Annotated in this window: 32 protein-coding genes and 4 pseudogenes; 35 read left to right on the top strand and 1 reads right to left on the bottom strand. The window is 39.6% G+C overall.

The annotated features are described in order from the left end of the window. Window positions 1-13 precede the first annotated feature (13 nt). From NKF87_RS12915 to NKF87_RS14555, 34 genes and pseudogenes are all read left to right on the top strand, one after another. Complete coding sequence (locus NKF87_RS12915) at window positions 14-994, top strand: biotin--[acetyl-CoA-carboxylase] ligase (RefSeq protein ID WP_055282151.1); 981 nt, start codon at window positions 14-16, stop codon at window positions 992-994. Further along, entirely contained in the window at window positions 987-1,328 is a 342-nt protein-coding gene (locus tag NKF87_RS12910) for a DUF6145 family protein (protein ID WP_028086636.1), read from the top strand. Before NKF87_RS12915 ends, NKF87_RS12910 begins: the two co-directional genes overlap by 8 nt. Before the next feature lie 33 nt (window positions 1,329-1,361). Further along, window positions 1,362-2,138: a type III pantothenate kinase gene (locus tag NKF87_RS12905; protein WP_028086637.1), complete on the top strand. Its 777-nt coding sequence runs from the start codon at window positions 1,362-1,364 to the stop codon at window positions 2,136-2,138. Window positions 2,139-2,304: 166 nt separating this feature from the next. Further along, a complete protein-coding gene (dusB, locus tag NKF87_RS12900) occupies window positions 2,305-3,261 on the top strand; it encodes a tRNA dihydrouridine synthase DusB (RefSeq protein WP_055282149.1) in 957 nt (318 codons plus the stop codon). A 194-nt stretch (window positions 3,262-3,455) separates the two neighbouring features. Then, a complete protein-coding gene (gene greA / locus NKF87_RS12895; RefSeq protein ID WP_006428696.1) occupies window positions 3,456-3,938 on the top strand; it encodes a transcription elongation factor GreA in 483 nt (160 codons plus the stop codon). A 98-nt stretch (window positions 3,939-4,036) separates the two neighbouring features. Beyond that, window positions 4,037-6,082, top strand: a complete 2,046-nt coding sequence (gene lysS / locus NKF87_RS12890) for a lysine--tRNA ligase (protein WP_253583672.1) — start codon at window positions 4,037-4,039, stop codon at window positions 6,080-6,082. 289 nt (window positions 6,083-6,371) lie between these two features. Continuing rightward, window positions 6,372-6,641, top strand: a complete 270-nt coding sequence (locus NKF87_RS12885) for a DUF6462 family protein (protein ID WP_055282113.1) — start codon at window positions 6,372-6,374, stop codon at window positions 6,639-6,641. Further along, complete coding sequence (locus NKF87_RS12880) at window positions 6,631-6,858, top strand: excisionase (protein ID WP_055282111.1); 228 nt, start codon at window positions 6,631-6,633, stop codon at window positions 6,856-6,858. The genes NKF87_RS12885 and NKF87_RS12880 overlap by 11 nt, the downstream gene beginning before the upstream one ends. A 14-nt stretch (window positions 6,859-6,872) precedes the next feature. Beyond that, window positions 6,873-7,256, top strand: a complete 384-nt coding sequence (locus NKF87_RS12875) for a TnpV protein (protein ID WP_055282232.1) — start codon at window positions 6,873-6,875, stop codon at window positions 7,254-7,256. Between the two features lie 9 nt (window positions 7,257-7,265). Next, entirely contained in the window at window positions 7,266-7,442 is a 177-nt protein-coding gene (locus NKF87_RS12870; protein ID WP_172679858.1) for a hypothetical protein, read from the top strand. 260 nt (window positions 7,443-7,702) lie between these two features. Next, complete coding sequence (locus NKF87_RS12865; protein ID WP_408609632.1) at window positions 7,703-8,275, top strand: type IIL restriction-modification enzyme MmeI; 573 nt, start codon at window positions 7,703-7,705, stop codon at window positions 8,273-8,275. 692 nt (window positions 8,276-8,967) lie between these two features. Further along, window positions 8,968-9,378 (top strand): single-stranded DNA-binding protein, encoded by a 411-nt coding sequence (locus NKF87_RS12860; protein ID WP_148872503.1) that lies wholly within the window; start codon window positions 8,968-8,970, stop codon window positions 9,376-9,378. A gap of 41 nt (window positions 9,379-9,419) precedes the next feature. Beyond that, a complete protein-coding gene (locus NKF87_RS12855) occupies window positions 9,420-9,620 on the top strand; it encodes a helix-turn-helix domain-containing protein (RefSeq protein WP_055282092.1) in 201 nt (66 codons plus the stop codon). Window positions 9,621-9,956: 336 nt separating this feature from the next. Then, on the top strand, window positions 9,957-10,322 hold the full coding sequence (locus NKF87_RS12850) for a DUF3847 domain-containing protein (protein WP_055282090.1): 366 nt from the start codon (window positions 9,957-9,959) through the stop codon (window positions 10,320-10,322). Further along, window positions 10,322-12,049 carry a MobQ family relaxase gene (gene mobQ, locus NKF87_RS12845; protein ID WP_148872499.1) on the top strand — a complete coding sequence of 576 codons (1,728 nt, stop codon included), beginning with the start codon at window positions 10,322-10,324 and terminating at the stop codon, window positions 12,047-12,049. The genes NKF87_RS12850 and mobQ overlap by 1 nt, the downstream gene beginning before the upstream one ends. 38 nt (window positions 12,050-12,087) lie before the next feature. Beyond that, window positions 12,088-13,962, top strand: coding sequence for an AAA family ATPase (locus NKF87_RS12840; RefSeq protein ID WP_055282228.1), 1,875 nt, complete (start codon window positions 12,088-12,090; stop codon window positions 13,960-13,962). Window positions 13,963-14,155: 193 nt separating this feature from the next. Continuing rightward, a complete protein-coding gene (locus NKF87_RS12835) occupies window positions 14,156-14,395 on the top strand; it encodes a hypothetical protein (protein WP_055282085.1) in 240 nt (79 codons plus the stop codon). Window positions 14,396-14,407: 12 nt separating this feature from the next. Then, window positions 14,408-14,776, top strand: coding sequence for a hypothetical protein (locus tag NKF87_RS12830; RefSeq protein WP_015526702.1), 369 nt, complete (start codon window positions 14,408-14,410; stop codon window positions 14,774-14,776). Window positions 14,777-14,866: 90 nt separating this feature from the next. Next, complete coding sequence (locus NKF87_RS12825) at window positions 14,867-15,076, top strand: DUF6462 family protein (RefSeq protein ID WP_005609464.1); 210 nt, start codon at window positions 14,867-14,869, stop codon at window positions 15,074-15,076. Window positions 15,077-15,166: 90 nt separating this feature from the next. After that, entirely contained in the window at window positions 15,167-15,337 is a 171-nt protein-coding gene (locus tag NKF87_RS12820; protein WP_172677201.1) for a hypothetical protein, read from the top strand. A 35-nt stretch (window positions 15,338-15,372) separates the two neighbouring features. Then, on the top strand, window positions 15,373-16,608 hold the full coding sequence (locus tag NKF87_RS12815) for a tyrosine-type recombinase/integrase (RefSeq protein ID WP_055282084.1): 1,236 nt from the start codon (window positions 15,373-15,375) through the stop codon (window positions 16,606-16,608). Window positions 16,609-16,778: 170 nt separating this feature from the next. Beyond that, window positions 16,779-17,246: pseudogene (locus NKF87_RS12810) on the top strand (hypothetical protein); the annotation flags it as partial. A gap of 220 nt (window positions 17,247-17,466) precedes the next feature. After that, the gene (locus NKF87_RS12805; protein ID WP_021737749.1) at window positions 17,467-17,793 is read left to right on the top strand and encodes a hypothetical protein; all 327 of its coding nucleotides are present in this window, start codon (window positions 17,467-17,469) and stop codon (window positions 17,791-17,793) included. A gap of 78 nt (window positions 17,794-17,871) precedes the next feature. Beyond that, window positions 17,872-18,585, top strand: coding sequence for a lantibiotic protection ABC transporter ATP-binding protein (locus NKF87_RS12800; protein WP_253583670.1), 714 nt, complete (start codon window positions 17,872-17,874; stop codon window positions 18,583-18,585). Beyond that, a complete protein-coding gene (locus NKF87_RS12795) occupies window positions 18,578-19,309 on the top strand; it encodes a lantibiotic immunity ABC transporter MutE/EpiE family permease subunit (protein ID WP_253583669.1) in 732 nt (243 codons plus the stop codon). The genes NKF87_RS12800 and NKF87_RS12795 overlap by 8 nt, the downstream gene beginning before the upstream one ends. A 1-nt stretch (window position 19,310) precedes the next feature. Further along, window positions 19,311-20,051, top strand: a complete 741-nt coding sequence (locus NKF87_RS12790) for a lantibiotic immunity ABC transporter MutG family permease subunit (RefSeq protein WP_005330844.1) — start codon at window positions 19,311-19,313, stop codon at window positions 20,049-20,051. 14 nt (window positions 20,052-20,065) lie between these two features. Next, window positions 20,066-20,728, top strand: coding sequence for a response regulator transcription factor (locus NKF87_RS12785; protein WP_253583667.1), 663 nt, complete (start codon window positions 20,066-20,068; stop codon window positions 20,726-20,728). Beyond that, on the top strand, window positions 20,716-22,092 hold the full coding sequence (locus NKF87_RS12780; RefSeq protein WP_118359963.1) for a sensor histidine kinase: 1,377 nt from the start codon (window positions 20,716-20,718) through the stop codon (window positions 22,090-22,092). Before NKF87_RS12785 ends, NKF87_RS12780 begins: the two co-directional genes overlap by 13 nt. 189 nt (window positions 22,093-22,281) lie before the next feature. Further along, window positions 22,282-22,491 (top strand): DUF6219 family protein, encoded by a 210-nt coding sequence (locus NKF87_RS12775; protein WP_253583666.1) that lies wholly within the window; start codon window positions 22,282-22,284, stop codon window positions 22,489-22,491. A gap of 3 nt (window positions 22,492-22,494) precedes the next feature. After that, entirely contained in the window at window positions 22,495-22,950 is a 456-nt protein-coding gene (bcp, locus tag NKF87_RS12770; protein WP_026648211.1) for a thioredoxin-dependent thiol peroxidase, read from the top strand. After that, window positions 22,950-23,693: pseudogene (gene yaaA, locus NKF87_RS12765) on the top strand (peroxide stress protein YaaA); the annotation flags it as partial. The gene bcp and the pseudogene yaaA, both read left to right, overlap by 1 nt. Before the next feature lie 109 nt (window positions 23,694-23,802). Then, a pseudogene (locus tag NKF87_RS14565) lies at window positions 23,803-24,399 on the top strand (flavin reductase); the annotation flags it as partial. Between the two features lie 42 nt (window positions 24,400-24,441). Next, window positions 24,442-24,984 carry a rubrerythrin gene (gene rbr, locus NKF87_RS14560; protein ID WP_226851432.1) on the top strand — a complete coding sequence of 181 codons (543 nt, stop codon included), beginning with the start codon at window positions 24,442-24,444 and terminating at the stop codon, window positions 24,982-24,984. 7 nt (window positions 24,985-24,991) lie between these two features. Further along, window positions 24,992-25,147, top strand: a pseudogene (locus tag NKF87_RS14555) (desulfoferrodoxin family protein); the annotation flags it as partial. 113 nt (window positions 25,148-25,260) lie between these two features. Here NKF87_RS14555 and NKF87_RS12745 read toward each other — a convergent pair. Then, window positions 25,261-25,614, bottom strand: coding sequence for a cupin domain-containing protein (locus NKF87_RS12745; protein WP_118364065.1), 354 nt, complete (start codon window positions 25,612-25,614; stop codon window positions 25,261-25,263). A gap of 142 nt (window positions 25,615-25,756) precedes the next feature. Here NKF87_RS12745 and NKF87_RS12740 point away from each other — a divergent pair, with 142 nt between their 5' ends. After that, window positions 25,757-26,089 carry a winged helix-turn-helix transcriptional regulator gene (locus NKF87_RS12740; RefSeq protein ID WP_008373705.1) on the top strand — a complete coding sequence of 111 codons (333 nt, stop codon included), beginning with the start codon at window positions 25,757-25,759 and terminating at the stop codon, window positions 26,087-26,089. The last annotated feature ends 40 nt before the right edge of the window (window positions 26,090-26,129 follow it).

The following is a 26,129-nucleotide window of genomic DNA, read 5'->3' as shown; positions in this document are numbered from 1 at the left end:
GAGCAGACAGAGTATGAAATCAGAAATATTACGTTTGTTAAAAGAGAATGATACATATATTTCCGGACAACAGCTGTGCGAACAGTTCCAGGTGTCCAGAACAGCCATCTGGAAAGTGATCGATCAGCTTAAGAAGGAAGGCTATCAGATAGAGGCGGTGCGTAACAAAGGCTACCGCCTTATCGAAAGTCCGGATGTTATGTCAAAAGCAGAGATCGACAGTCTGGTAGATACAAAGTGGGCAGGAAAGAACGTCATATATTATGATGAGACTGATTCCACAAATAACCGGGCAAAGGAAGCCGGAAATAATAAGGAACCTCATGGGACATTATTTGTTGCAGATATGCAGATGGCAGGGAAAGGGCGAAGGGGCCGCGTCTGGAAATCGCCATCCGGGAGCAGTATCTATATGACGATATTGTTGTATCCGGATATTCCGCCTGTAAAAGCGCCACAGCTTACACTGATCATGGCGATTGCCGTGGCAGAAGGAATCCGGGAGGTTACCGGTCTTGAGACAAAGATTAAGTGGCCGAATGATATCGTTGTGAATGGAAAGAAAATCTGTGGTATCCTAACAGAGATGAGTACAGAGATCGATTACATCAATCATGTAGTGATCGGAGTGGGAATTAATGTGAATCAGGATACGTTCCCTGATGATATTAAGGAAACTGCCTCATCACTTAAGATGGAACTCGGAAAGCGCATAAAGCGTTCCGGGCTGATCGCAGCAGTAATGAAAATCTTTGAAAAATATTATGAGATCTTTCAGGAGACAGAAGATCTGTCAGGATTGCAGGAACTTTATAATTCCATGTTGGTGAATAAGGACCGGGAGGTCAAGGTCCTGGAACCGGGGAATGAATATAAAGCATATGCTATCGGCATCAATCAGACCGGAGAACTGATTGTAAGAACGCCGGATGGAAAAGAGAAAGAAATCTATGCCGGAGAGGTATCAGTTAGAGGAGTATATGGATATGTATGATGGAAAAGTAGTGCTTTGCGGTGCTAATTCATATGAAGAAAAGTATTATCTGAATCCGGATTTTGAACAGCTTCCGGATGATGTGAAGAATGAACTGAAGATTATGTGCGTATTGTATGTGCATGACGTAGGGGGAATCCTTACGCTGGTGTTTGAAGAAGACGGAGAATTATGCTTTGAGGTATCGACCGAGGAATTCGATCCGATGTTCGATGAGATCGGAAGCCAGCTTAAGATCAAGCAGCTGCAGAGAGAGAAACAGGATCTTCTGCAGGCATTGCAGTTATATTATAAAGTATTCTTCCTGGGCGAAGAGATAAACAGCGAAGAGTAACCAGAAGGCAGCAGACAAAACAGGAGGAGAAAGATGCTTCTTGTAATCGATGTAGGAAACACCAATATTACACTTGGTGTGTTTGATAAAGAAGAATTATTTGGTACATTCCGTATGAAGACAAAGCAGCCGAGAACATCGGATGAATATGGAATTACTTTACAGGAACTCGTAGAAAGACATGGGATTGAAAGTTCCAAGATCAATGCAGTGATCATTGCATCCGTAGTACCAGATGTGATGCATTCACTCGGCAGTGCGATCATCAAATACTTCGGCGTAAAGCCGGTGGTCGTATCTGCTGGAATTAAGACCGGAATCCGCATTGTCACAGAGAATCCGAGACAGGTCGGTCCGGACCGCATTGTAGATGCAGTCGGTGCGTATACTTTATACGGAGGTCCAACAATTGTTGTGGATTTTGGAACAGCAACAACATTTGACGTGATCGGTCCGGACGGAACATTTGAAGCAGGTGTGATCGCACCGGGAATCAGGACTTCGGCACAGTCTCTCTGGGGAGAGGCAGACATGCTTCCGGCAATAGAAATCCGCAAACCGAAATCAATTCTTGCAAAAGAGACAATTACGGCAATGCAGGCCGGTCTTGTATACGGACAAATCGGTCAGACGGAATATATTATCAGACGAATGAAAGAAGAATCCGGATATCCGAATGCGAAAGTAGTGGCAACCGGCGGACTTGGCAAGATAATTGCAAATGAGACCGATATGATCGATGTGTACGATTCACAGCTTACGTTAAAGGGACTTCGGTTCATTTACGAAAAAAATAAAAAAAATAAATAATCTGCAGTGTTGACAGTGTAGACTTGCAAAGAAATATGCAGCACTATATATCAAGAAAGCTTCGTTTATGAATGTTAGGGGCTGTCTTATCTGATATATAGTGCTGTGTGTTTCTTGAAAAAATTACAGGTAATTGTAATCTGAGCGTGATAATAGGAGTAGAAAAATGAAAATCGGGAATGTTAATCTGGCAAATCCATATATACTCGCACCGATGGCGGGAGTAACGGATCTGCCTTTCAGACTTTTATGTAAAGAACAGGGAGCAGGGCTTCTCTGCATGGAAATGATCAGTGCAAAAGCTTTGCAATATAAGAATAAAAATACAAAAGCATTGCTGGCGATCCATCCGGATGAGTATCCGGTGTCATTGCAGCTTTTTGGATCGGATCCGAAGATTATGAGCGAGATGGCAAAGATGATAGAAGAACTGCCATTTCAGATTTTGGATATTAATATGGGATGCCCGGTGCCAAAAGTAGTGCGGAATGGAGAGGGATCCGCACTTATGAAGAACCCAGAGCTGGTACATGAGATCGTATCGGCAGTATCAAAGGCAATTAAAAAGCCGGTAACGGTGAAAATAAGAAAAGGGTTCGACGATGATAATATCAATGCTGTGGAGATCGCAAAGATTATCGAAGATGCAGGAGGTGCAGCGGTCGCAGTACACGGACGGACAAGAGAACAATACTATTCCGGAAAAGCAGACTGGGATATCATCCGTCAGGTCAAGGAGGCTGTATCTATTCCGGTGATTGGAAACGGTGATGTGACTTCCGGAGAGATGGCACTTCAGATGAGAAGAGAAACAGGCTGTGACGGTGTGATGATCGGAAGAGGTGCACAGGGGAATCCATGGATATTCCACGAACTCCAGGAATACGAAAGGACCGGTGTTGTTCCGCCGAGACCGACTCCGGAGAAGATCAAAGAGACGATGCTAAGACATGCAAAACTGCAGATTGAATTCAAAGGAGATTTCATCGGAATCAGGGAGATGCGTAAGCATGTCGCCTGGTATACAAAAGGAATGAAAGGTTCTGCAAAACTCAGGGATGCGATCAATCAGGTGGAATCTTATGAGGAACTGGAAGTACTTCTGGACAAAGCAATCGTATAATGTACAAAAATGCTGAAAATAAAGGAAAAACGGGTACTTGCAGGTGATAAAAAGATTGACATAAAACATGCATTTATGTATAATAATGAAATTGTGAAAGTATCATTATTCTATGACAGATTAATTATTCAGATAGATGATTCAGGCATAAAAATGTCAGAGTAATATGGAACAGAAAAAGGAGCAGGAGACAGATGGAAGCAAAGAAAAAATTACTTACTTATGCTGGTTTAAAAGCACTGGAAGATGAACTTGAGAACCTCAAGGTTGTAAAACGTAGAGAGATCGCCCAGAAGATCAAAGAAGCAAGAGAACAGGGAGACTTATCAGAGAATGCAGAGTACGATGCAGCAAAAGATGAACAGAGAGACATTGAAGCACGTATCGAAGAACTGGAAGCAATTCTTAAGAATGCAGAAGTTGTAGTAGAAGACGAAGTTGATTTTGATAAGATTAATATCGGATGTACGGTAAAAGTATTCGACATCACATTTGATGAAGAGATGGAATTCAAACTGGTTGGTTCTACAGAAGCGAACAGTCTGGAAGGAAAGATTTCCAATGAATCACCGGTTGGCCAGGCATTGATGGGAAAACAGATCGGAGATGTCGTAACTGTAGAGACACAGGCTGGAGTAATGGAGTACAAGGTACTGGACATCAGCCGTTCATTATAAGAGACAGGCAGATACCCGTCGAAGAATAACAAGGACACAAGACTCAGGCCTCTCTTACACGGGAGGTCTGAATTCAGATAAGGAAGGAGAATAAAAAAGTGGCTAAGCAGCAGAACAATGGACAGGAACAGGACGTGAACCAGTTAAGAAAGGTTCGACGTGAGAAATTAGCAGACCTTCAGCAGAATGGAAAAGATCCATTTCAGATTACAAAATTCAATCAGACACATCACTCATTGGAAGTGAAGAGTCTGTATGAAGCACATGAAGCAGAACTTTTAAAAGACCACCAGACACCAGACGTAGAGGGAATGAATGAAGAGCAGGCGAAAGAGGTTCTGAAGAAAGATTATGAAGAGAGAAGAAGTATCATGGATGCCAATCCGATTCATGTATCTATCGCAGGACGTATGATGTTCAAGAGAGTTATGGGTAAGGCTTCTTTCTGCAACATTCAGGATCTGCAGGGAAGTATCCAGGTATATGTTGCAAGAGATGCGATCGGAACAGACTCTTACACAGATTTTAAACGTTCTGATATTGGTGACATTTTCGGATTAGAAGGATTTGCGTTCAGAACAAGAACAGGAGAGATTTCTATCCATGCAGAGAAGATGACACTTCTTTCTAAGAGTTTACAGATCCTTCCGGAGAAGTTCCATGGATTAACAGATACCGATACACGTTACCGTCAGAGATATGTAGATCTGATCATGAATCCAGAGTCAAAAGAGACATTTATCAAACGTTCTAAGATCATCAAAGAGATTCGTAACTTCTTAGATGGACGTGGATTTATGGAAGTAGAGACTCCGATGCTGGTAAGCAATGCAGGTGGAGCGGCAGCAAGACCATTCGAGACACATTACAATGCGCTGAATGAAGATGTGAAACTCCGTATTTCTCTGGAATTGTACCTGAAGAGACTGATTGTCGGAGGACTTGAGAGAGTATATGAGATCGGACGAGTATTCCGTAATGAAGGTGTAGATACACGTCACAATCCGGAATTCACACTGATGGAATTATATCAGGCATATACAGACTATGAGGGAATGATGGAACTGACAGAGAGTATGTTCCGTTACCTCGCAGAAAAAGTGTGCGGAAGCGCAGTTATCAGCTACAACGGAACAGTTATCGATATGGCAAAACCATTCGAAAGAATTTCTATGATCGATGCTGTTAAGAAGTATGCAGGTGTTGATTTTGCAGAAGTTAAGACAGACGAAGAAGCTAAAGCATTAGCAGATGAGCATCATGTAGAATATGAAGAACGTCACAAGAAGGGTGACATCCTGAACCTCTTCTTTGATGAGTTCTGTGAAGAGAAGATGATTCAGCCAACATTTGTAACAGATCATCCAATCGAGATTTCACCACTGACAAAGAAGAATCCGGAAGACCCGAATTATGTAGAGCGTTTTGAGTTGTATGTATACGGACGTGAGATGTGTAATGCATACTCAGAGTTAAATGACCCGATTGATCAGAGAGAACGTTTTGCAGCACAGGAAGAAGCATTTGCAGCCGGTGATGAAGAAGCGAACCACACAGATGAAGATTTCCTGAATGCACTGGAGATCGGTATGCCGCCAACAGGTGGAATCGGATACGGAATCGACAGACTGGTAATGCTGCTGACAGATGCTCAGGCTATTCGTGATGTGTTATTATTCCCTACAATGAAGTCACTGGACGCTGACAAGAAAGCTTCCAAGACTTCCGAAGCAGCTCCGGCAGAGGCTGAAAAAACAGTTGAGAAGATTGATTTTTCCAAAGTAAAAGTTGAGCCATTATTTGAAGAAATGGTTGATTTCGATACTTTCAGCAAGTCTGATTTCAGAGCTGTAAAGGTAAAAGCATGTGAAGCAGTTAAGAAATCCAAGAAGCTGTTACAGTTCACTCTGGATGACGGAACAGGCACAGATCGTACGATTTTAAGCGGTATTCATGCTTATTACGAGCCGGAAGAACTGGTTGGAAAGACCTTAATTGCAATCACCAACCTGCCACCGAGAGCCATGATGGGAATTGAATCTTGTGGAATGCTTCTCAGTGCAATTCATGAGGAAGAGGGCGAAGAAAAACTTCATCTTCTGATGGTTGATAACCACATTCCGGCTGGTGCAAAGCTGTATTAAAATTAAATATTAAATGTCTAAAACCATGATGTCAGACCGCATTTGACAACAATTTGACAACAAAATTTGGGATAATAATGAATCGTTATGAAGCATGACGAATTTCAGGTGAAAGGACACAGGTTTGGCAATGAAGTAAGAGCACTTCTTAGAGTTAATCTAAGAGGTGCTTTTTTGCGTTGCATATCAAAGAGGCGCCAGTGGCGCGTCTGATGATTCGGCCCTGGAAAGTTATATCCCGGCAGTCAGCTTCTGTAAAACAGCAAATCTAATTTTGGAGGAAAACATCATGGGTAAAAGTTATAAACCAATTACAAGTATGAAGGAAGTACCAGAGCAGCTTAGAAAATTACGCCGACAGTATCTGCGTTATCAACAGGCAGAGATTATTTACAGCATTTCTCATAAGAAACTTTTTGAACTCGCCAGTGATGCAGGTGCAATTTACAGAATAGATGGAACCGTATTGATTAACCGGGATATTTTTGATGACTATCTGGAGCGTTTTCATGAACCGGCAACAGGAAATGATAAGGAGAAGAAGACGGATGAGCGGTAATGTATGGATGTTTTCAGATGAAATCGATGATGAAGATCTGGAATTTATGCGCCATGATTACGTGACCTATAACATGGCGTGCGAATACTACAGACTGGGAATCAAACCCGTTGTCCGTATGGCACATGAAGCAGGGGCAGTATATAAAATTGGGAAAAAGGTGTTGATTCGAAGAAGTATATTTGAAGCATATCTGAGAGAGAAGAGAAAGATTTGATGGAGGAGAAGAACATGAGCAATCAGAGAAAAATACTACATGATGACAGGAATGGATTAGATTATGTGTTGGTAGGAGATTATTACCTGCCAGTGCTATCATTACCGGAAGAAACCAGACCGATTGGGTACTGGGGAATGCTTCGAAAAGAATATATGAAAAACTATAAATCAGGTATGTATTCTTATCTTCTGTTGACTGGGAAATTGGACAGCTATCTGGCAGATCTGAATGAACAGGCACAGGAACGGTATGAATTGATTGAGGCACAAATACGAAGTGCGGAGGGAGTTACAGAGGAATTAAAAGCATGTAATCCTATGGAGTGGGTGCGACAGTGTAATAATGTCGAGAATCGTGTGCAGGAAATTGTATTGAGTGAATTGGTATATGTATAGGAGGAGCGTATGAGATACAGGATTGAATATGCTGATGGAAGATGTTGCAATTTCGCAAACAGCAGAAAAGATTTACTGGATTGGTTGAAACTTCTGAAAGATGAACAGATTGTTGATATCCGTAAAATCTATAAAAGCGGTGTTACAGATTTAGTTCTGGATAGTTACCGAAGATATTTAAAATAGTGAAGGGGTAGATGAAGATGTTGAAGCATATATGAGCCAGCACCGTCATGATACAGACATGCAGTATAGCTATTTCTGTTTTGGTTATCTTGCTTTTAAATCAGACAAAACAGAAAAGTAATAAAGGATAAAGAGAACTTTATGAAAGTGACATAGTATAAAACATCTGCCACTCGACGGCAAAAGAAAAAAAAACGTCGCACAGCAAATATATAGGGTTAATTGTGAGATGAAAATATGAGAAATTAGCTGTATTTGATATATCTGAATCCGGCAGAGAGATTGGAGAAAAGTTGATACTTTTGCTTGATGAAAGACAACGGAAAGAACTTGCACAGTATTCGCCATATATTGCAATACCAAAGGTGTCTTCGCAAAACAGAAGATATATTCCGATGGATTATCTTGAAGGAGAAATAATTCCAGGCGATAAACTTTTTACAATGCCGTCAGCCACAAGTTACGAGTTTGGAATACTAATGTCCAATGTTCATATGGCATGGACCAGAGCAGTATGTGGTCGACTAAAGAGTGATTATAGTTATTCTAATATGATTGTTTATAATAATTTCCCTTGGCCTTCTCCAACAAATGATCAAAAGGAAAAGATAAGAAAAACGGCACAGGCTATCTTGAATGCTAGAGCACTTTATACAGATAGCAATCTTGCAGATCTTTATGATCCTTTGACAATGCCAACAGAATTACTGAAAGCACATAAAGCAAATAACAGAGCAGTGATGCATGCTTATGGATTTAGCATTAAAATGTCAGAAGCAGACTGTGTTGCTGAATTAATGAGAATGTATCAGAAATTGACAAAAGAAAAATAATGATTACCCCAAAGGGCATTAACCATAAGTGGTTAGTGCCTATTTTTTTGCTTTTTTTCAAAATCATCTGACTTTATACATTCTGCCACATGTGATTAGTGGAAAAATGATTTTTCAAGAAAATCCATGTCCTCACGTTCTCTGGAATATGCAACTAGCGAAGAAGTATTTCATTTATGTACAAAAAACTTGCAAAAAGGGGTTGGTAAATACCATTTCCAACGCTTTATAGGTAGAGGAATAATTATTTTTCAAAATTTCCCAAAATCATGTCCGATTTTGTCGCTCCCAATACAGAGTATATGAAGGGACTAACGAAAGTAAAAGAAAAAATGATAAAAATGTAAAAAAATATCACGAATCTTTTGCATCTTGCAAAGTCATTTGACTTTAGTAATTAGAGGACGTTTTGGAATGTTCCTTTGTTGAACCTTGACAATTGATAAGTGCACCCTGAAAGCCTACCAGGAGTTCTGCCATGACCTTTCTTTTTCTGAAAGCAAGCGGAATCATAATGACACTCCCGATGATGGGCGGTTGATCAAAGCCTTATGATCAGTGACCTGTGTATGCAGGCAGAGGCAGTCTGAGACGGCTGCAGGTGACAGGGAAACGCACAATAGACCGCTGATGCAACAAGTAACTAATAACAATGATTAAAGGGTATCATACCCGGAAAGGACGTAAAAACTATGAATAGAGTGATTTTAATGGGAAGACTGACAAAGAATCCGGAGATCAAATATGCCGGAAAAGATAATGATATGGCAGTAGCAAGATATACACTGGCAGTGAACAGAAAATATAAACGTGATGGTGAACAGGAAGCGGATTTTATTTCGTGTGTAACATTTGGTAAGAGTGCAGAGTTTGCACAGAAATATCTTCACAAGGGAATGCGGATTGTGATCGGTGGTCGCATCAGCACTGGCAGTTATAAGGATAAGGATGGAAAGACGATTTATACCACAGATGTGATTGTGGAAGAACATGAATTTGCCCAGAACAAGGACAGCGGTGCTGGAGCAGATTCATCAGAAACTCCGAAAACAGATAAAGACGGATTTATGGAAGCGAAGGATGGAGAAAATCCGTTTGACTAATAAAAGCAGAAATCTGTCTAATAAAAATGTGGAGGTTATTTATGAGTGTAAGTTATAACAGATTGTGGAAACAGCTCATTGATAAAAATATGAAGCGAATAGAAATGCAACACCTCACCGGGATTAGTGCAAATATCCTTGCCCGGATGGGAAAAAATCAATATGTATCAATGGAAACAGTCGAGAAAATTTGTAAGAAAATGGATTGTACTATTGACGAGATGATGGAATTTACAGATTAAAGATAGCAAGCCGGATACGGCATAATTCTCTTAGCAAAGCTAAGAGCGCACTTCTATACAGGCAATTACATCTGCCTGTATCGTGCGACCTGCGGTGCCATTCCTGACTTTGAAGAATTTCAATCCGGGAATATAGCGAAATCATAGATTTCGTACAAGGGGATAATTTCCCCTTGCGGCAAGAAGCCTATCCTATTGTAATAACTAATCTATTTTAAAATTGCGGAGGTCAGTATTTCTTTATTGTGAAACAACGACCTCTGTTTTTTATATCCAGGAATCGGCATTTATGAGAAGACCGGTTCTTTTTGTTTACAGAAAAAGGAGGACAGGAAAGTGAGCAGAGCAAAAAATCCGAAATATGAATCCATGTCATTGGAAGAACTGAGAGCCAACATGGAAAAAAGTAAAAAGGAACTGGAACATGCGATCCACAATAAAAATATTCTTGAACAGAGGAAAAGGATAGTGGAGCGAAAGGAACGTTCCCACAGATTGATCGTTAAAGGAGCAGAGTTTGAAAAAGCATTTCCATTATCCAGAGATTTGGAACAGGAAGAAGTTCAGGATGTTATGGAACAGTTGCAGAACAGTAGTTACAACAAGAGTATTGTGCGACAGGTTTACATAGCAGCCTTACACAAAGAGCAACAGCAGATTGCAGAAGCAGTTGAAAGAGCAGAAAAAGGAGATGACAGTTAATGGCATTGTATCATTTTTCGGTAAAGCAGGTGTCCAGAGGAAAAGGTCAGACAGTGGTTAATTCCGCAGCGTATATTTCGGGGCAGAAGCTTTATAACGATTATTATGGACAGACGCATGACTATACAAAAAAGTCTGGAGTAGTTTTCACAGAAATTCTGACGCCGGAATATGTGCCGGAACGTCTGACTGATCGGGAAACACTCTGGAATGAGGTAGAAAAGGTGGAGAAAAGTAAACGGGCACAGTTAGCTTATTCTTTTGATATTGCTTTGCAAAATGAACTGACGCTAGATGAAAATATAGAACTGGCAAGAGCGTTTTGCCGGGAGCAGTTCGTAGCACATGGCATGATTGTAGATCTGGCAGTTCATGAGGGAAAATCAAAGAATGAGGATGAACCAGATAATCCACATTTTCATGTACTTGCTCCAATCCGTCCTTTTACAGAAGATGGAAGATGGGGCAACAAGCAGAAACGGGAATATGTTCTGGATGAAGATGGAAACCGGATAAAAGATGCTAAAGGGAAGGATATATTCAATGCTGTTTCCACTACCGGGTGGAATGATCCGGAGCTTTTAAAGGAATGGAGAAGAGCGTGGACGGAGAAAGTAAATGAAAAATTCCGGGAGTGCCACATGGCAGCCAGAATTGATCACCGTTCTTACAAAGAGCAGGGAATTGACTTGATTCCGACCATACATGAGGGATATGAAGTTCGGGCGATGGAGAAAAAGGGGATTAAAACAATCATCGGGGAACTGAACAGAGCTATTCGACAGTTCAATCAGATGTTTATTTCTTTGAAAGAATCCATTCAGTGGATGAAGACAGCTTATGAAGAAATGAAGGTAGAACTGGATCGCAGACAGAACCCTACACTTCTGGAAAGCCTGCAAGATTATTATGATAAAAAGACACAGGGCAGACTACCGCTCCCAAATTTCTATGCGGAGATGAAACGGAGAGGGAAGAATCTCTCCAACTTACAGGAGTTTGCAAAGTCTATCAATTATCTTCAGACACATCAGATAGAGACAATGGATGACTTGAAGGAACGGATTGATGAACTGAATGGTGTTGTATCAGTCAGTAAAAAAGAGATTTCCGAAAAGCGAGATCAGTTAAAGAAACTGGAAAATCTACAAAAGATGGCAGAAGTAATAAAGATAAACCAGCCATTGATTGATGAATATAACCGTTTCTATTTTCAGAAAAGAAGGGAGAAATATTACCAGCAGCATAAGAAAGAAATCAATTACTATCGCAAATGTGAACGGGAGCTGAAACAGCATCTGGATAAAAATGGAAAAGTGCCAACTGCCAGATGGAAACGGGAAAAAGAAGAACTCCGGACAGCGATCGAAGAGCTGAAAGCAGATAAGCAGCCATATCAAGATGAGTTGGCTTTTGTGAAAAAAGTACAGACCTGTGCAGATATTGCCAGACGTGACCGGGAAATGGCAGAAGCAGATACTTCCGGGCGTTCAGAAGAAAAAAGCGAGAAGCAGACAAAGTTCCCAGCATTTCACGCAGCTCAGACGGAAGATATTTTTGAAGAAAGCGGTAAAGCAGAGCAACAGCCGGTGAATCAGCAGGAGAAGAAGCCAGAAAAGAAGACTTCTCTTCTGAGAAAATTGGATGAAAAGAAGAAAGAGTGTGCAGAGCGTGATGCAAAACAACAGGCAGTGAGGGAAAAACGGAACCATGAGATGAGTTTATAACAGTCTGTCAACAGGACAGATAGGAAAGGATGATGAAAATGCAGTATACAGAAGAACAGATTGCAAGAGCAAACCAGACCGATCTTGTTTCTTTCCTGAACGAACAGGGAGAACAGTTGGTAAAAAGTGGCAGAGAATACCGTTGGAAAAAGCATGACAGTGTAACGATATCCGGAAACCGATGGTATCGGCATAGTCAGAGTAAAGGAGGTTATCCGGTAGATTTTGTAATGGAATTTTATTATGCAACATTCCCGGAAGCAGTGAAAATGCTGATCGGGGAAGAAGGCGAAGGCAGGCAGAAGTCCTGCCCCGCCCCGTCAAAAGACTTCCGATTACCGGAGAAAAATAAAGATAATGAAATGATTGTAAAGTATCTGACAGAAAGCAGAGAGCTTGAGAAAAATCTGGTGATGGAATGGATTGTCAGAGGAGATATTTACGAAGAAAAGAAGCATCATAATGTTGTATTTATCGGCAGAGATGCAGATGGTATTCCAAGATATGCACATTGCCGTGGAACTGGTGAAATGAAATATCGTGGAGATGTAGCCGGTTCTGATAAAGCTTTTGGATTTTGCCACAGAGGAACGGATAATCAGTTGTTTGTGTTTGAAGCAGCCATTGATCTGCTCTCTTTTATTCAGTTGTTTCCCAAAGACTGGAAGAAACGCAGCTACCTGAGTCTGGGTGGAGTCTCCAGTGTGGCACTGATGACCTTTCTTTCTGAACGCCCTCAGATTACTTCTGTTTTCCTGTGCCTGGATAATGACCAGGCAGGGAATGAGGCTTGTGAGAAACTGGCAGGAGAAATCTCAGAAGGATACAGTGTAATTCGTCTGAAACCATCGCGAAAAGACTGGAATGAAATCCTCTGTGATAAAAATACTGACAGAAAGAAAGCAATCGCAGAAACAATCACAATAAAAGTACCAGAAGCAGAAGAACTGGTGCCGATGTTATGTTATGAAGATATTAAGCAGACCAGTGTGGAGTGGTTGTGGTTTCCTTATATTCCATTTGGAAAACTGACAATCATTCAGGGCAATCCGGGAGAAGGAAAAACTTATTTTGCAATGATGCTGACGGCAGCTTGTACCAATCGAAAGTTATTTCCTAATATGGAAGATATTGAACCGTTCAATGTAATTTATCAGACAGCAGAGGACGGTATGGGTGACACTATCAAGCCAAGACTGATAGAAGCAGGAGCAGATCTGAGCCGGGTTATGGTAATTGATGATACGGAAGAAGCATTAACCCTATCTGATGATCGAATTGAAAAAGCAGTCAGACAGAATCGAGTGCGGCTTGTAATCATTGATCCGGTACAGGCATTTATTGGAGCAGATGTGGATATGAACCGGGCAAATGAAGTGCGTCCGGTGTTCCGAAAACTGGGAATGATTGCCGAGAAGACCGGATGTGCCATTGTGCTGATCGGACATCTGAATAAATCTTCCGGAACACAGAGCACTTATCGAGGACTTGGTTCTATTGATATTATGGCAGCAGTGCGAAGCTTGATTTTCATCGGAAAAGTAAGAAAAGATCCAACCACAAGGGTGTTGATTCATGAAAAAAGCTCGCTAGCGCCACCAGGGGAGACAATGGCATTTAAACTGGGAGACGAAGAAGGATTTCGATGGGTGGGAGCTTATGAGATTTCCGCAGATGAATTGTTAGATGGAAAAGAAGGAAAAGCAACAGAAACAAAGCTGGAGCGAGGGAGAAAATTGATCAGGGAACTGCTTGCTGATAAAAAAGAAATTTCAATCAGGGAATTAGACGAAAAGGCAAAGGAGCAGGGAATATCCGGGAGGACAATGCGTGATGTGAGAAGCCGAATGAAGAATGAGTTGGAGTACCAAGTAAATGAAAAGCAGGAGAATAGTATTCGATTAAAAGAATGATGGGTGGCAGAGTCATCGAAGCAAATACAGATTTTTATAGATACCCTATCTGCCACCTGCCGTCTGCCGGTGCATGAATACTTTCAAGTATCAGGAGTAAGTAAAAGTAGATTGACAGATAATATAGAAAAGCGTATTATAATAATAAGAGGTGGGATTTCCCACACAAATGCTTGCGTAGGAGGTGTTGATAATGGAAGCAATGAAAGATTATGTTGCCCATCTGGATAACAAAAAAAGAATTACTCTCAGAGGAGCTGCTTATCAGTATTATAATGTAAAAGAATATGGAAATGGCTGCATTATTCTGGAACCTCGGGAACTGGCAGTGCCAGAGTGCATTTCAGCCAGAACTCTGGCAGATATGGATCGTGCAGTAAGCAATTTTAAAAGAGGCGATGTTTCCCAGGCTATTGACCTGTCAGATTTTTAAAAGGAATGAGAGATGAATTTTAATATACGAATGGGAATTCCTGAAATGCAGGAACTTTGGTTAGATCTGCAGGAGAAATATCGTTCCGGTAATATAAAAAAGAAGGAAGAACAGTTGTATAAAAAATGGGGAAAGGCTTTAAAGCTGTTGTCGGCTGATCCGGGTTATCCGAGTCTTCAAACCCATGAAATAGAGCCATTATCCAGACGTTACGGAATGAAAGTGTGGCAATCTTATCTGGAAAATAAAACCAGTGGCGCAATGAGAATGTACTGGGTTTATGGACCAGACCAGAAAGATATTACAATTATTGGATTGGAGCCACACCCGGAAGATAAGAAAAATGGCGCATACGACCGAATTTCACTGTCGGATTTGTAGAATAAAACTGAATATGGAACTTAACACGAGCAGTTAGTCTATGAAAAATAGGTTAGCTGCTTTTTTCATGCAGAAAAGGAGGTGCGGTGTATGGGATATGCACGTAAAGATGTAGAGAAAACAAAGAAAATAGCAAAGAAATTCGTCCGTTATCAGGAAGGGGCAGAGCTTTACAGCATTGGGCTGACGAAATTCCAGGAGCTGGCGAAAGAAGCCAAAGCAGTGTATAAGATTGACAAGGTTGCCCTTGTAAACTGTGAGATATTTGAAAAGTATCTGGAGACATTCCGGATTGCGTAGGGAAGAAAAAATTGTGGAAGGACGAAAAACAGGGATTGACTTTTTGTCATACGAAAACTATAATGAAGATGTGGAGGAATAAGAACAGATATGGCGAAGACAGGAAGACCAAAGTCGGAAAATGTAAAAAAGAAAGTATTGAGTATCCGGGTGGAAGATTCTATGTATAAGCGTATCTGCGATTATGCCGGAAAGCACAAAATGACTGTGACAGAAGTTGTCCTGCAGGGACTGGAAAGAATTTTGAACAGACCTGAATAACATGAAGTCCTTCCTTTATTGAAGGAGGATTTTATATGGCACAGACAAGAAAAGATCTGCGAGGCAGAGTCTTGCGGAAAGGTGAATCACAGAGACGTTCCGATGAGAGGTATGTATATACTTATACAGATCCCCTTGGAAGACGTAAGTATGTTTATGCACAAGACCTTGTAACGCTTCGAGAAAAAGAAGCACAGCTCATGAAAGACCAGATGGACGGTCTGGATATTTATGTTGCCGGAAAGGCTACAGTAAATTTTGTATTTGACCGCTACATGAGTCTCAAAAACAATCTGAAACCAACGACCAAGAGTAATTATCTTTATATGTATGACCGATTTATCCGGGATACATTTGGAAAGCGGAATATAGCAGAGATTAAGTATTCTGATGTGGTGCAGTTCTATAATCATTTGACCAAGAAGCAGGAACTGAAGATTAACACATTGGAAACCATTCATACGTTATTGCATCCAACTTTTCAACTGGCTGTAAGGGATGACATTATCAGAAAAAATCCTACGGATGGAGTCATGGCAGAATTAAAGAAAAACTTAGGCATGAAGACCGGTGTGAGACATGCACTGACAATTCCACAGCAGAGAGCATTTATGGAATATATTGCTGCGCATCCGATTTATTTTCACTGGTGGCCGATTTTTACGATTTTTCTTGGAACCGGGTGCCGGATTGGAGAAGTTTTAGGGCTTCGATGGGAAGACATTGATTACGAGAAGCGGATTATCAGCATCAATCATAATCTGACGTATTATCCGGTAGGAGAAGACCGGGCATCGGAAAATCACATTTCGACGCCGAAAACAGAAGCCGGAATGCGTACGATTCCCATGTTGGATACAGTGAAAGATGCTTTTGAAATGATCTGGGAAGAGCAGAAAGAAAATGGCTGGACAGATGCAGAGATTGACGGAATGACAGGCTTTGTTTTCTGTAACCGTTATGGAAATATAATGAATGCCCAGTCAGTCAATCGAGCAATCAAGAGAATCTCATCTGCTTATAACGCAACAGAAGAAATAGAGGCAAAAAAAGAGCATCGGGAGCCGGTGCTGTTGCCGGATTTTTCAGCGCACAGCTTGAGACACACATTTTGCACAAGGCTTTGTGAAAGAGAAACAAACCTGAAAATAATCCAGTCGATCATGGGGCATAAGGATATTCAGACCACTATGGATATCTATGCAGAAGCGACAGAGGAGAAAAAACAGGAAACATTTGAACATTTGGCTGCAACAATGGATGTATTTTAAGAAGGGCTTATGAACCCTTTCATCTGACAACAGAAATAACCAAATGACATCAAATTGACAACAGATATGATTTGACAATGATTCATCATGAATGGTGATGAAGAGAAGACAATTTAATAGAAATAGCACAGCGAAGCATCACGAAGGGTAATGAAGAAAAATCAAAAAAATTCCCGACAATGAAGTCACTGGATGCTGATAAGAAGACTGCTAAGGCTGAAACTAAAGCGGTAGAAAATGCACCAGAGAAAGAAGAAGTTATTGATTTCTCTAAAGTAAAGGTTGAGCCTTTGTTTGAAGAATTTGTTGATTTTGATACATTTAGCAAGTCGGATTTTAGAGCGGTTAAGGTTAAAGAATGTATTGCAGTACCTAAATCAAAGAAGCTGTTACAGTTCACTCTTGATGATGGAACAGGCACAGATCGTACGATTTTAAGCGGTATTCACGCATTTTATGAGCCAGAAGAACTAGTTGGAAAGACACTTATTGCAATCACAAATCTTCCACCGAGAGCAATGATGGGAATTGAATCTTGCGGTATGTTGTTGTCGGCAATCCATGAGGAAGAGGGAGAAGAAAAACTTCATCTTTTGATGGTTGATAATCATATTCCGGCGGGCGCAAAATTATATTAATCTCTCTATACAGCGAGCAGAAAAAATGTGTACTGCAACAAATACTGCAACAAATTTGTAAGTTGATATGAAGAGACATGAAGTTGAAAAAGTAGATAAATTTTGAATATCGTAAAATAACATAAAAAGGAACTTTCTTTTGGAGAAAATCTAAGAGGGAGTTCCTTTTTTTGTTGCAATATGGTTGGAGCGAAGGAGATTTATAATATGCAAGCACTTTATGGATATCATGAATGGAAGCTATGCCCAAACACATTTCCCTTGCAAGTTATGGGATGCAGGAGAAAAGGGACTTACATTATCTGCTTTTGAATGGGAGAAGGATAGAAAAACGCTGATATATGGGCAGGTAGACTATATGTATGGAGAAGCACTTTATAAGCCTGAAATGAAAGAAGGAAATCCTATAAGGTTATATAGTTTGGATGAAATCACGGAGATATTCTGTAAATTAGGACTTCGTATTTGTAACAGCTTTGCTGATTTCAGTGGAAAGCCGAGTTCTGATAATGATATTCAATTGATGGTTTATTCCATACGGGAATAAATCTTCATCAAATCTTTATTTTTTTCTGTTAGGTTATATTTCAGTAAGAAATGAAATATAGAAGGAAGGATAGTAAAGATGGAAATGATGTTACAGACACAAAATCTATGTAAATATTTTAGAAAACAGAAAGCGGTAAATAATGTTTCACTTAATATCGAAAAGAGACAGATTTATGGACTGCTTGGACCGAATGGCGCTGGTAAATCTACCACATTGAAAATGCTGACCGGTATGATGAAACCAACTGCAGGAAAGATTTACTTTGATGGAAAACTTTTGGATAGGAAAGATTTATCAAAAATAGGAGCGTTAATTGAAAATCCGCCTATTTATGAAAATCTTTCCGCCAGAGAGAATTTGAAGGTAAGACAATTATTGCTTGGTACAGATGAAAACAGAATTGATGAGGTCTTGCAGATTGTATCACTTACAAACACCGGAAAGAAGAAAGCAGGACAGTTTTCTTTGGGGATGAAGCAAAGACTAGGCATTGCAATGGCATTGCTTGGAGAACCGGAACTTTTGATATTGGATGAACCTACGAATGGATTAGATCCAATAGGCATCGAGAAATTACGAGAGCTGATCCGGTCTTTTCCGGAACAGGGAATCACTGTAATTCTCTCCAGTCATATTCTCTCAGAGGTACAGTTACTTGCAGATAAAGTCGGGATTATTTCAGGTGGAATCTTAGGATACGAAGGAGCATTAAAGCAGGGAGATAATCTTGAAGATTTGTTTATGAATGTGGTAAGAAAAAACCAGAAAGCAGGTGAAATCCATGGTTAATATTATAAAAGCAGAACATCAAAAAGCCAAAAGAACCATGCGAAAAAAGTTTATCTGGGGATTTCCTCTTCTTACATTTGTCATGGCATTTATATTTACTCTTGGGATGACAAATGCTTATGCAGAAAGTGTTTGGAACTGGTGGTATACACTTTTGCTGCCGGGGATGATTGCTCTATTTTGTTATCTTTCTGTGGCGCAGGAGAAAAAGATAAAATACTATCATTTAATGACTATTCCCACAGACAGAAGAAAATTGTTGCTGGGGAAAATTATTTATATTGGGTACATGATTTTGTTTTCTAATGTGATTGTGTTTGCAGGAGCAACGCTTGGAGGCTTTCTTCTAACGACACATGTTCCGGTTGGAGGAGCGTTGATTGCAGTATTGTTTCTGACGGTTTCTGAGTTATGGGAGATTCCGGTAGCTTTATTTTTAAGTGAACGATTTGGAATGATTGTAAACCTGTTCGTCTGCCTATTTATTACCGTCAGCGGTGTGGTAATATCACAAACCAGAATCTGGTATGTACTTGTTTCTGCAATCCCTATGCGAATGATGTGCCCGTTGCTTCATGTTTTACCAAATGGACTTGCCGCAGAAGTAGGGAATCCTCTTTTGGATACGGGAGTCATTGTTCCGGGAATGTGTCTCTCAATCATCTGGTTTGTTTTTGTAACGGTTCTGTTTTTGAAATGGTTTGAGAGAAGAGAGGTGAAATAAGATGATTGGAAGATCTCTTAATGCAGACTTGCGAAAGATGAAAGGAACATCTGTGATTCTGGCACACTTACTGATTCCGATTATAACCAGCGTTATATTTTTAATATATTACTTTTTTTCACCATGGAATGAAAATATGAAAGTGATTGCATTTTATCAGGCGATAGGAGCAGGACTTCCGGTACTTATTGGAATTTTTACAGCAAGTGTGATGGAACAGGAACAAAATGCAGGTGATTTTCAAAATCTGTTGTCTTTACCGGATAAACCTGCAGCATTTTTATCGAAACTGTTGATGCTACTGGTTTTGTGTCTGTGCTCTATCCTATTGACAGCAATCATATTCGGAATTGGATTTGGAAGAATCGCATCAAGCGATATCGAAATCATGAAAGGATGTATATTTGCAGCATTGCTGCTGTGGGGAAGCAGTGTTCCACTTTATCTGTGGCAGCTGATTCTGGCTTTTCAGTTTGGAAAAGGGGTATCCATTGGAGCAGGGATTATATCAGGACTAATTAGTGCATTGATGCTTACCGGACTTGGAGATTATGTGTGGAAATATGTATTTGTCTGCTGGACGGGTAGAGTACCATATACTTATCTGCAATCTGTATTGGGAGAAACTAGTGTAGGTGAATGGTTGTCATTCATACCAGGTTGCTTAATATTTACAGGGATTAGTATGGTATACTATTTTTGGTGGGTAAACCACTGGGAAGGAAACAGAATATCGGAATAGAATCGAGGGAAACTATGGCAAAAATACTGGCAGTTGATGATGAACCGGCAATTTTGGAAATGATAGAAAGCATTTTGAATAAGGATGGACATCTGGTTACCAAAGTAAGTAATCCACTAAAAATTAATATGGAAGAATTACATCGTTATGACCTGATTTTACTGGACATTATGATGCCTGGAATGGATGGCTTCGAATTATGCAAAAGAATCAGGGCACTTGTGGATTGTCCGATTTTGTTTCTTACGGCAAAAACGGAGGAAAACAGTCTGGTAAACGGACTTTCTTTAGGAGCAGATGATTATATTTCAAAGCCATTTGGAGTGATGGAACTTCGGGCAAGGATCAATGCACATCTTAGAAGAGAGCACAGGGAACATTCTGTCCGGATGGTTTGGGGGAGGGTCTGTATTCAAATATCTCAAAAGAAACTATTGGTTGATGATAAGGAACTTCCTCTTACGAAAGCGGAGTACGAAATCTGTGAATTTCTGGCTAAAAACAGAGGACAGGTTTTCTCGAAGGAACAGATATTGGAAGCGGTCTTTGGCTTTGACAATGAGAGTAATGACAGTACTATAATCACGCATATCAAAAATATAAGAGCAAAATTTGCGGATTATGATTATACACCGATAAAAACAGTCTGGGGGATTGGATATAAATGGGAAGAGTAAAGAGAAGCAATGCACTCAGCAGGATTTTTATGAGATATGTACTGGTCATGCTTGGATCATTAGTTGGTTTGGTGATTGTTGCTTATCTGCTGCTGTACCTTTTGATTAGTGTGGGCTGTATTTATCCGGCAAATTATGCAGAGCAAAAGATTAATGAAGCATATGATACGATTCTACGTGCAGATAAAGTGACTGCTGAGATGATTCCCGCACTTTGTGATTATGTAATCTTTTCAGAGAATGGAGAGAAAATAGGTGGAGATCTGTCAGAACAATACGAACAGATAGCATGGAATGTTGCAAAGTACGGAAACGCATCCGGGAAATATTTTTATAAAGTAATTGTAAGGGAAAATGAATATGTTGTATTGCAATATCGCCTGACACCTCAATATCATTCAGCTTTTTTGAGGGAGCATTTTATAGGACCACAGAATGTGATGAGTATTATGTCAGTGATTGGAGCGGTAGCGATTATCATCATTCCGTCCATACGTTTTGGAAAAAGAATCAAAAAGCAGATGCAGCCTGTATTAGACGCAATCAGACAAATAAAGGATCAAAATCTGGAATATGAGACATCCTGTTCCGGTATCAAAGAGTTTGATGACTGTTTATCGGCAATCGATGATATGCGAGATGCATTGCGAGAATCTTTAGAAAAGCAGTGGAAAACAGAGCAGGAAAAGAAACAACAGATGTCTGCTTTGGCGCATGATATTAAAACACCTCTTACGATTGTACGGGGAAATGCAGAACTACTTTCAGAGACTGAACTGACCACAGAACAGAAGAATAATATCACTTATGTTTTGAACGGCACAACACAGATACAAAGTTATGTAAAACAGTTGATAGATGTCACAAAATCATGGAATTGCAGTGATGTTACCTATACAACGGTGAGGTTAGAAGATTTTTTCGCAGATATAAAGGAACAGGCACTCGGACTGGTAGAAATCTATCACCAGAAAATAGATTGGAAGGCGGGACAAAGTGATAAAAAGGTAACGATTGCTTATGATCCAATGTTCCGGGCCGTAATGAATATGATTCAGAATGCAGTGGAGCATACAAAAGAAAATGGAATCATTTATATTGACGCAAAGGAGCAGGATGGCCGGCTGACATTCATTGTGGAGGATAGCGGATCAGGATTTACAAAAGAAGCATTATTGCATGGCACAGAGCAGTTTTTTATGGATGACACAAGTAGAAATGGCGAAGCCCATTATGGGATGGGACTATTTTTTGCAAAAACTGTGGCTGAAAAATATGGTGGAGGTATTAAACTTTCAAATTCTGAAAATACAGGTGGGGCGAGGGTAGAAATATTTTTCCTGAGTAGTCAAGAAACAAGCTAAATAGACCGCAATTAAGCTATGTAAAAGAAATTTTACATGCTTTTATCAATGAAACACTTGAGTATAATCCGGATGGATTGATTATATTTCTTTCTCTGCTTGTCGAAAGTGATGGATAGAATGTATAATATTGTTAATGATCCAGAGATATTTATTTTGGAAACAGCTTAATCAATTTGGAGGTATAAAATGAAAGTACATAAGCATTGGTCAATCGGAGCGTTAATTACTATGATTGGAACTTTCTATACTGGATATAAAGGATCCAAATCAGGTCATAGGTATTTTGCGTGTAGCACTCTTATATGTATGATCATGTCTATGTATACGGGACATAAAATGATTTCAGGTAATAAAAGAACAAGAAAACAGGTGGAAAATACAAAAGCGGAGGAATAGTAAATGTTAGAGTTAGGAATAAAAGCACCGGATTTTGAATTGCCGGATCAGAACGGAGAAGTGCATAAATTAAGTGATTATTTAGGTAAAAAAATAATTTTATATTTTTATCCAAAGGATAATACACCAGGATGTACGAAGCAGGCATGTGGCTTTTCTGAGCGTTATCCACAGTTTACTGAGAAGGGAGCTGTTATTCTCGGAGTAAGCAAGGACTCTGTAGCGTCTCACAAGAGATTTGAAGAAAAATACGGACTGGCATTTACGCTATTAGCAGATCCGGAGCGTAAAGTTATTGAAGCATATGATGTCTGGAAAGAAAAGAAAAATTATGGAAAAGTATCTATGGGTGTAGTAAGAACTACATATCTTATTGATGAGCAGGGAATCATTATAAAGGCAAATGATAAAGTCAAGGCGGCAGATGATCCTGAAAATATGCTTAAGGAATTGGCATAATGAAGATTATTTTATCACCTGCAAAAAAGATGATTGTAGATACCGATAACTTAGCACCGGTTGAGCTGCCTGTCTATATTGATAAGACAGCAGAAGTATTAAACTGGATGAAAAGCAAATCAAAAGAAGAACTGAAAGCTATATGGAAATGTAATGACAAGATTGCAGAGCAGAACTTTAACAGATTGGAAAATATGGATCTTTATAACAGGCTTACTCCGGCTGTTTTAGCATATGAAGGGATTGCATTTCAATATATGGCACCATCTGTGTTTGAAATCCAGCAGTTTGAGTATTTGCAAAATCATTTAAGAATCTTGTCTGCGTTTTATGGCATTTTAAAACCAATGGATGGTGTGACTCCTTATCGTCTTGAAATGCAGGCAAAGGTTGGAATTGGAGATGCAAAAAATCTGTATGAGTACTGGGGAGAATTGTTATACCACTCAGTAATCGATGACAGTAGGATTATCATTAATCTTGCATCAAAAGAATACTCAAAATGTATAGAAAAGTATCTGACACCACAGGACAGATATATTACGATTGTATTTTGTGAGTTATCCGGAGATAAATTGGTAACAAAAGGTACCTATGCCAAGATGGCTCGTGGTGAAATGGTCAGATTCATAGCGGAAAATAATATTGAAAATCCGGTGGAGATTCAGAAATTTGACAGACTCGGATATTCGTTTAGGTCTGATTTATCTTCAGATTCAGAATATGTATTTGAACGCAAAATAAATTTGCTGGAAAGAATTCATAACACTCATGGAATTGAATTTGTGGATTATGATATTTCATTTAAAGGCATTTGTCCGAAATGCAGGGAGAAGGTAAAGGAGGAACAGCATGGATAGGAAAGCAATGTATAAGTTGAGTTATGGACTGTTTATATTGACCGCTAAAGAAGCAGAAAAAGATAACGGATGCATCATTAATACAGCCATTCAGGCAGCTTCGGAACCAAATCAGTTAAGTATCTGTGTAAATAAGGCAAATTATACGCATGATATGATTCAAAGAACCGGAAAATTTACTGTATCAGTCTTAAGTCAGAAGGCACAATTTGAATTGTTCAAACATTTTGGCTTCCAATCAGGAAGAGATACCAATAAGTTTGAAGCATTTGAGCAGTGTGCCAGGGGCACAAATGGTATTTATTATATTACAGAAGGTACAAATGCATACATTTCCGTGACAGTTACTAAAACAGAGGACTTGGGTTCACATACGATGTTTATCGGTGAGATAACCGATATGGAAGTTTTAAGCAATGTTCCTTCAGTAACATATGATTATTATCAGAATAATATTAAGCCTAAGCCACAGGAGGTTGGAAAAACAGAGGACAGTCAGACAATATGGCGTTGCAGAATTTGCGGATATGAATATGTAGGCGAGGAATTACCAGATGACTTTATATGTCCTTTGTGCAAGCACCCGGCATCAGATTTTGAAAAAGTAGTAAAGAAAACGGAGGTAAAAGAGATGGCAGCAAACAAATATGCAGGAACACAAACAGAGAAGAATTTACAGGAGGCATTTGCAGGGGAATCACAGGCAAGAAATAAGTATACCTATTTTGCTTCTGTAGCGAAAAAGGAAGGTTACGAGCAGATGTCAGCATTGTTTTTGAAGACTGCAGATAATGAGAAAGAACATGCAAAGATGTGGTTCAAGGAATTAGCAGGAATTGGTGATACAAAAGAAAACTTAGCTGCTGCTGCAGAAGGAGAGAACTACGAGTGGACAGATATGTATGATGGCTTTGCTAAAACAGCAGAGGAAGAAGGTTTCCCTGAGCTTGCAGCAAAATTCAGGGCAGTAGGTGAGATTGAGAAGCACCATGAGGAAAGATATCGTGCACTTCTTAAGAATATTGAAACTGCACAGGTATTTGAAAAGAGCGAAGTTAAGGTATGGGAATGCCGTAACTGTGGACATATTGTAGTCGGAACAAAGGCTCCAGAGGTATGTCCGGTATGCAATCATCCGCAGAGTTATTTTGAAGTACGTGCAGAGAATTATTAAGGGAGAATATATTGAATGGATTACATTAAATACCAATCAGGGCGTTTATAGAAAACAGTTAAATCCAGGACAGGAGCCGGTTGCAGATTTCTGTCTTTGTGACGGAGAGCAGGTGGAGGAAGTATATGCATACTGCAATTTACATGGATTATGGAAATGTTAAAATAAACTTTGTACATACGAATACTATAGAGTAAACGTAATATTGAACAAAAAAGAAATGCACAGTTCTTAGCTTATCGTGAACTGTGCATTTTTGTAAATAAATACTTTTAATTAGCCGATTACGGCATCCTCTGCTGTAAAATGTTCCAGAGAATTTTCTTTTACCTGAATGCAGATATAAGTAATTCCAGAAATATCGGATGCAAAAAACTGACGCTTGGCAGCAGGTGCGATTTTTAGCCAGTCTCCAGTTGAAAGGCTAATTTCTTCTCCATCAATTATGACTTTGCCGTTACCTGAAAGAATTCCATAGATTTCTTCATTTTCTTTATGAGAATGAACAAATGGTACATTTGCTCCTGCAGGTAGTTCGTTTAAACTGATTTCTGCACCAGTTAAAGACAACTTTTCGTGTAGCTCAATTCGGCTTTCCTTTTCAATAGTTATTTTTGTGTAATTTGCCATAATAATACCTCCATAGTTAATTTGTAGTTTCTGGTTGCTTGGTATTAGTATAGTGTGAGGCACATACAAAAACAAGTACGCACCTTTTTGTAACTGTACACTCAAAAATGAATGTGTTACAATAGACTCGGAGGTGAGAATTATGCGAGCAAAAGAAGAATTACCGGAATGCCCAGTTGCAACAGCAGTATCTCTTATCGGAGGAAAATGGAAACTGCTGATTTTGCGTAACTTAAAAGAGCGTCCATGGAGATTCAATGAGCTACAACGAAGTATAGATGGTATTTCACAAAAGGTTTTGACAGATAGTTTAAGACAAATGATGAGTGATGGGCTGGCATATCGCCACGATTACCATGAGCAGCCACCGAGAGTTGAATACGGCTTAACGGAACTCGGAACAAAAATGCTTCCAATTGTTAATTCACTTGCTGACTTTGGTAACTACTATAAATCAATTATTGAACAGAATTAAGGACGTTAGTATTTGAAAAGCTTGAACAATTCCAGTTTGG

The organism is Dorea longicatena (genome assembly GCF_024168045.1).
Lineage (GTDB): Bacteria > Bacillota > Clostridia > Lachnospirales > Lachnospiraceae > Dorea_A.
The sequence above is the reverse complement of the archived record's forward strand: the minus strand, read 5'-3'. Positions and strand labels throughout refer to the sequence as shown.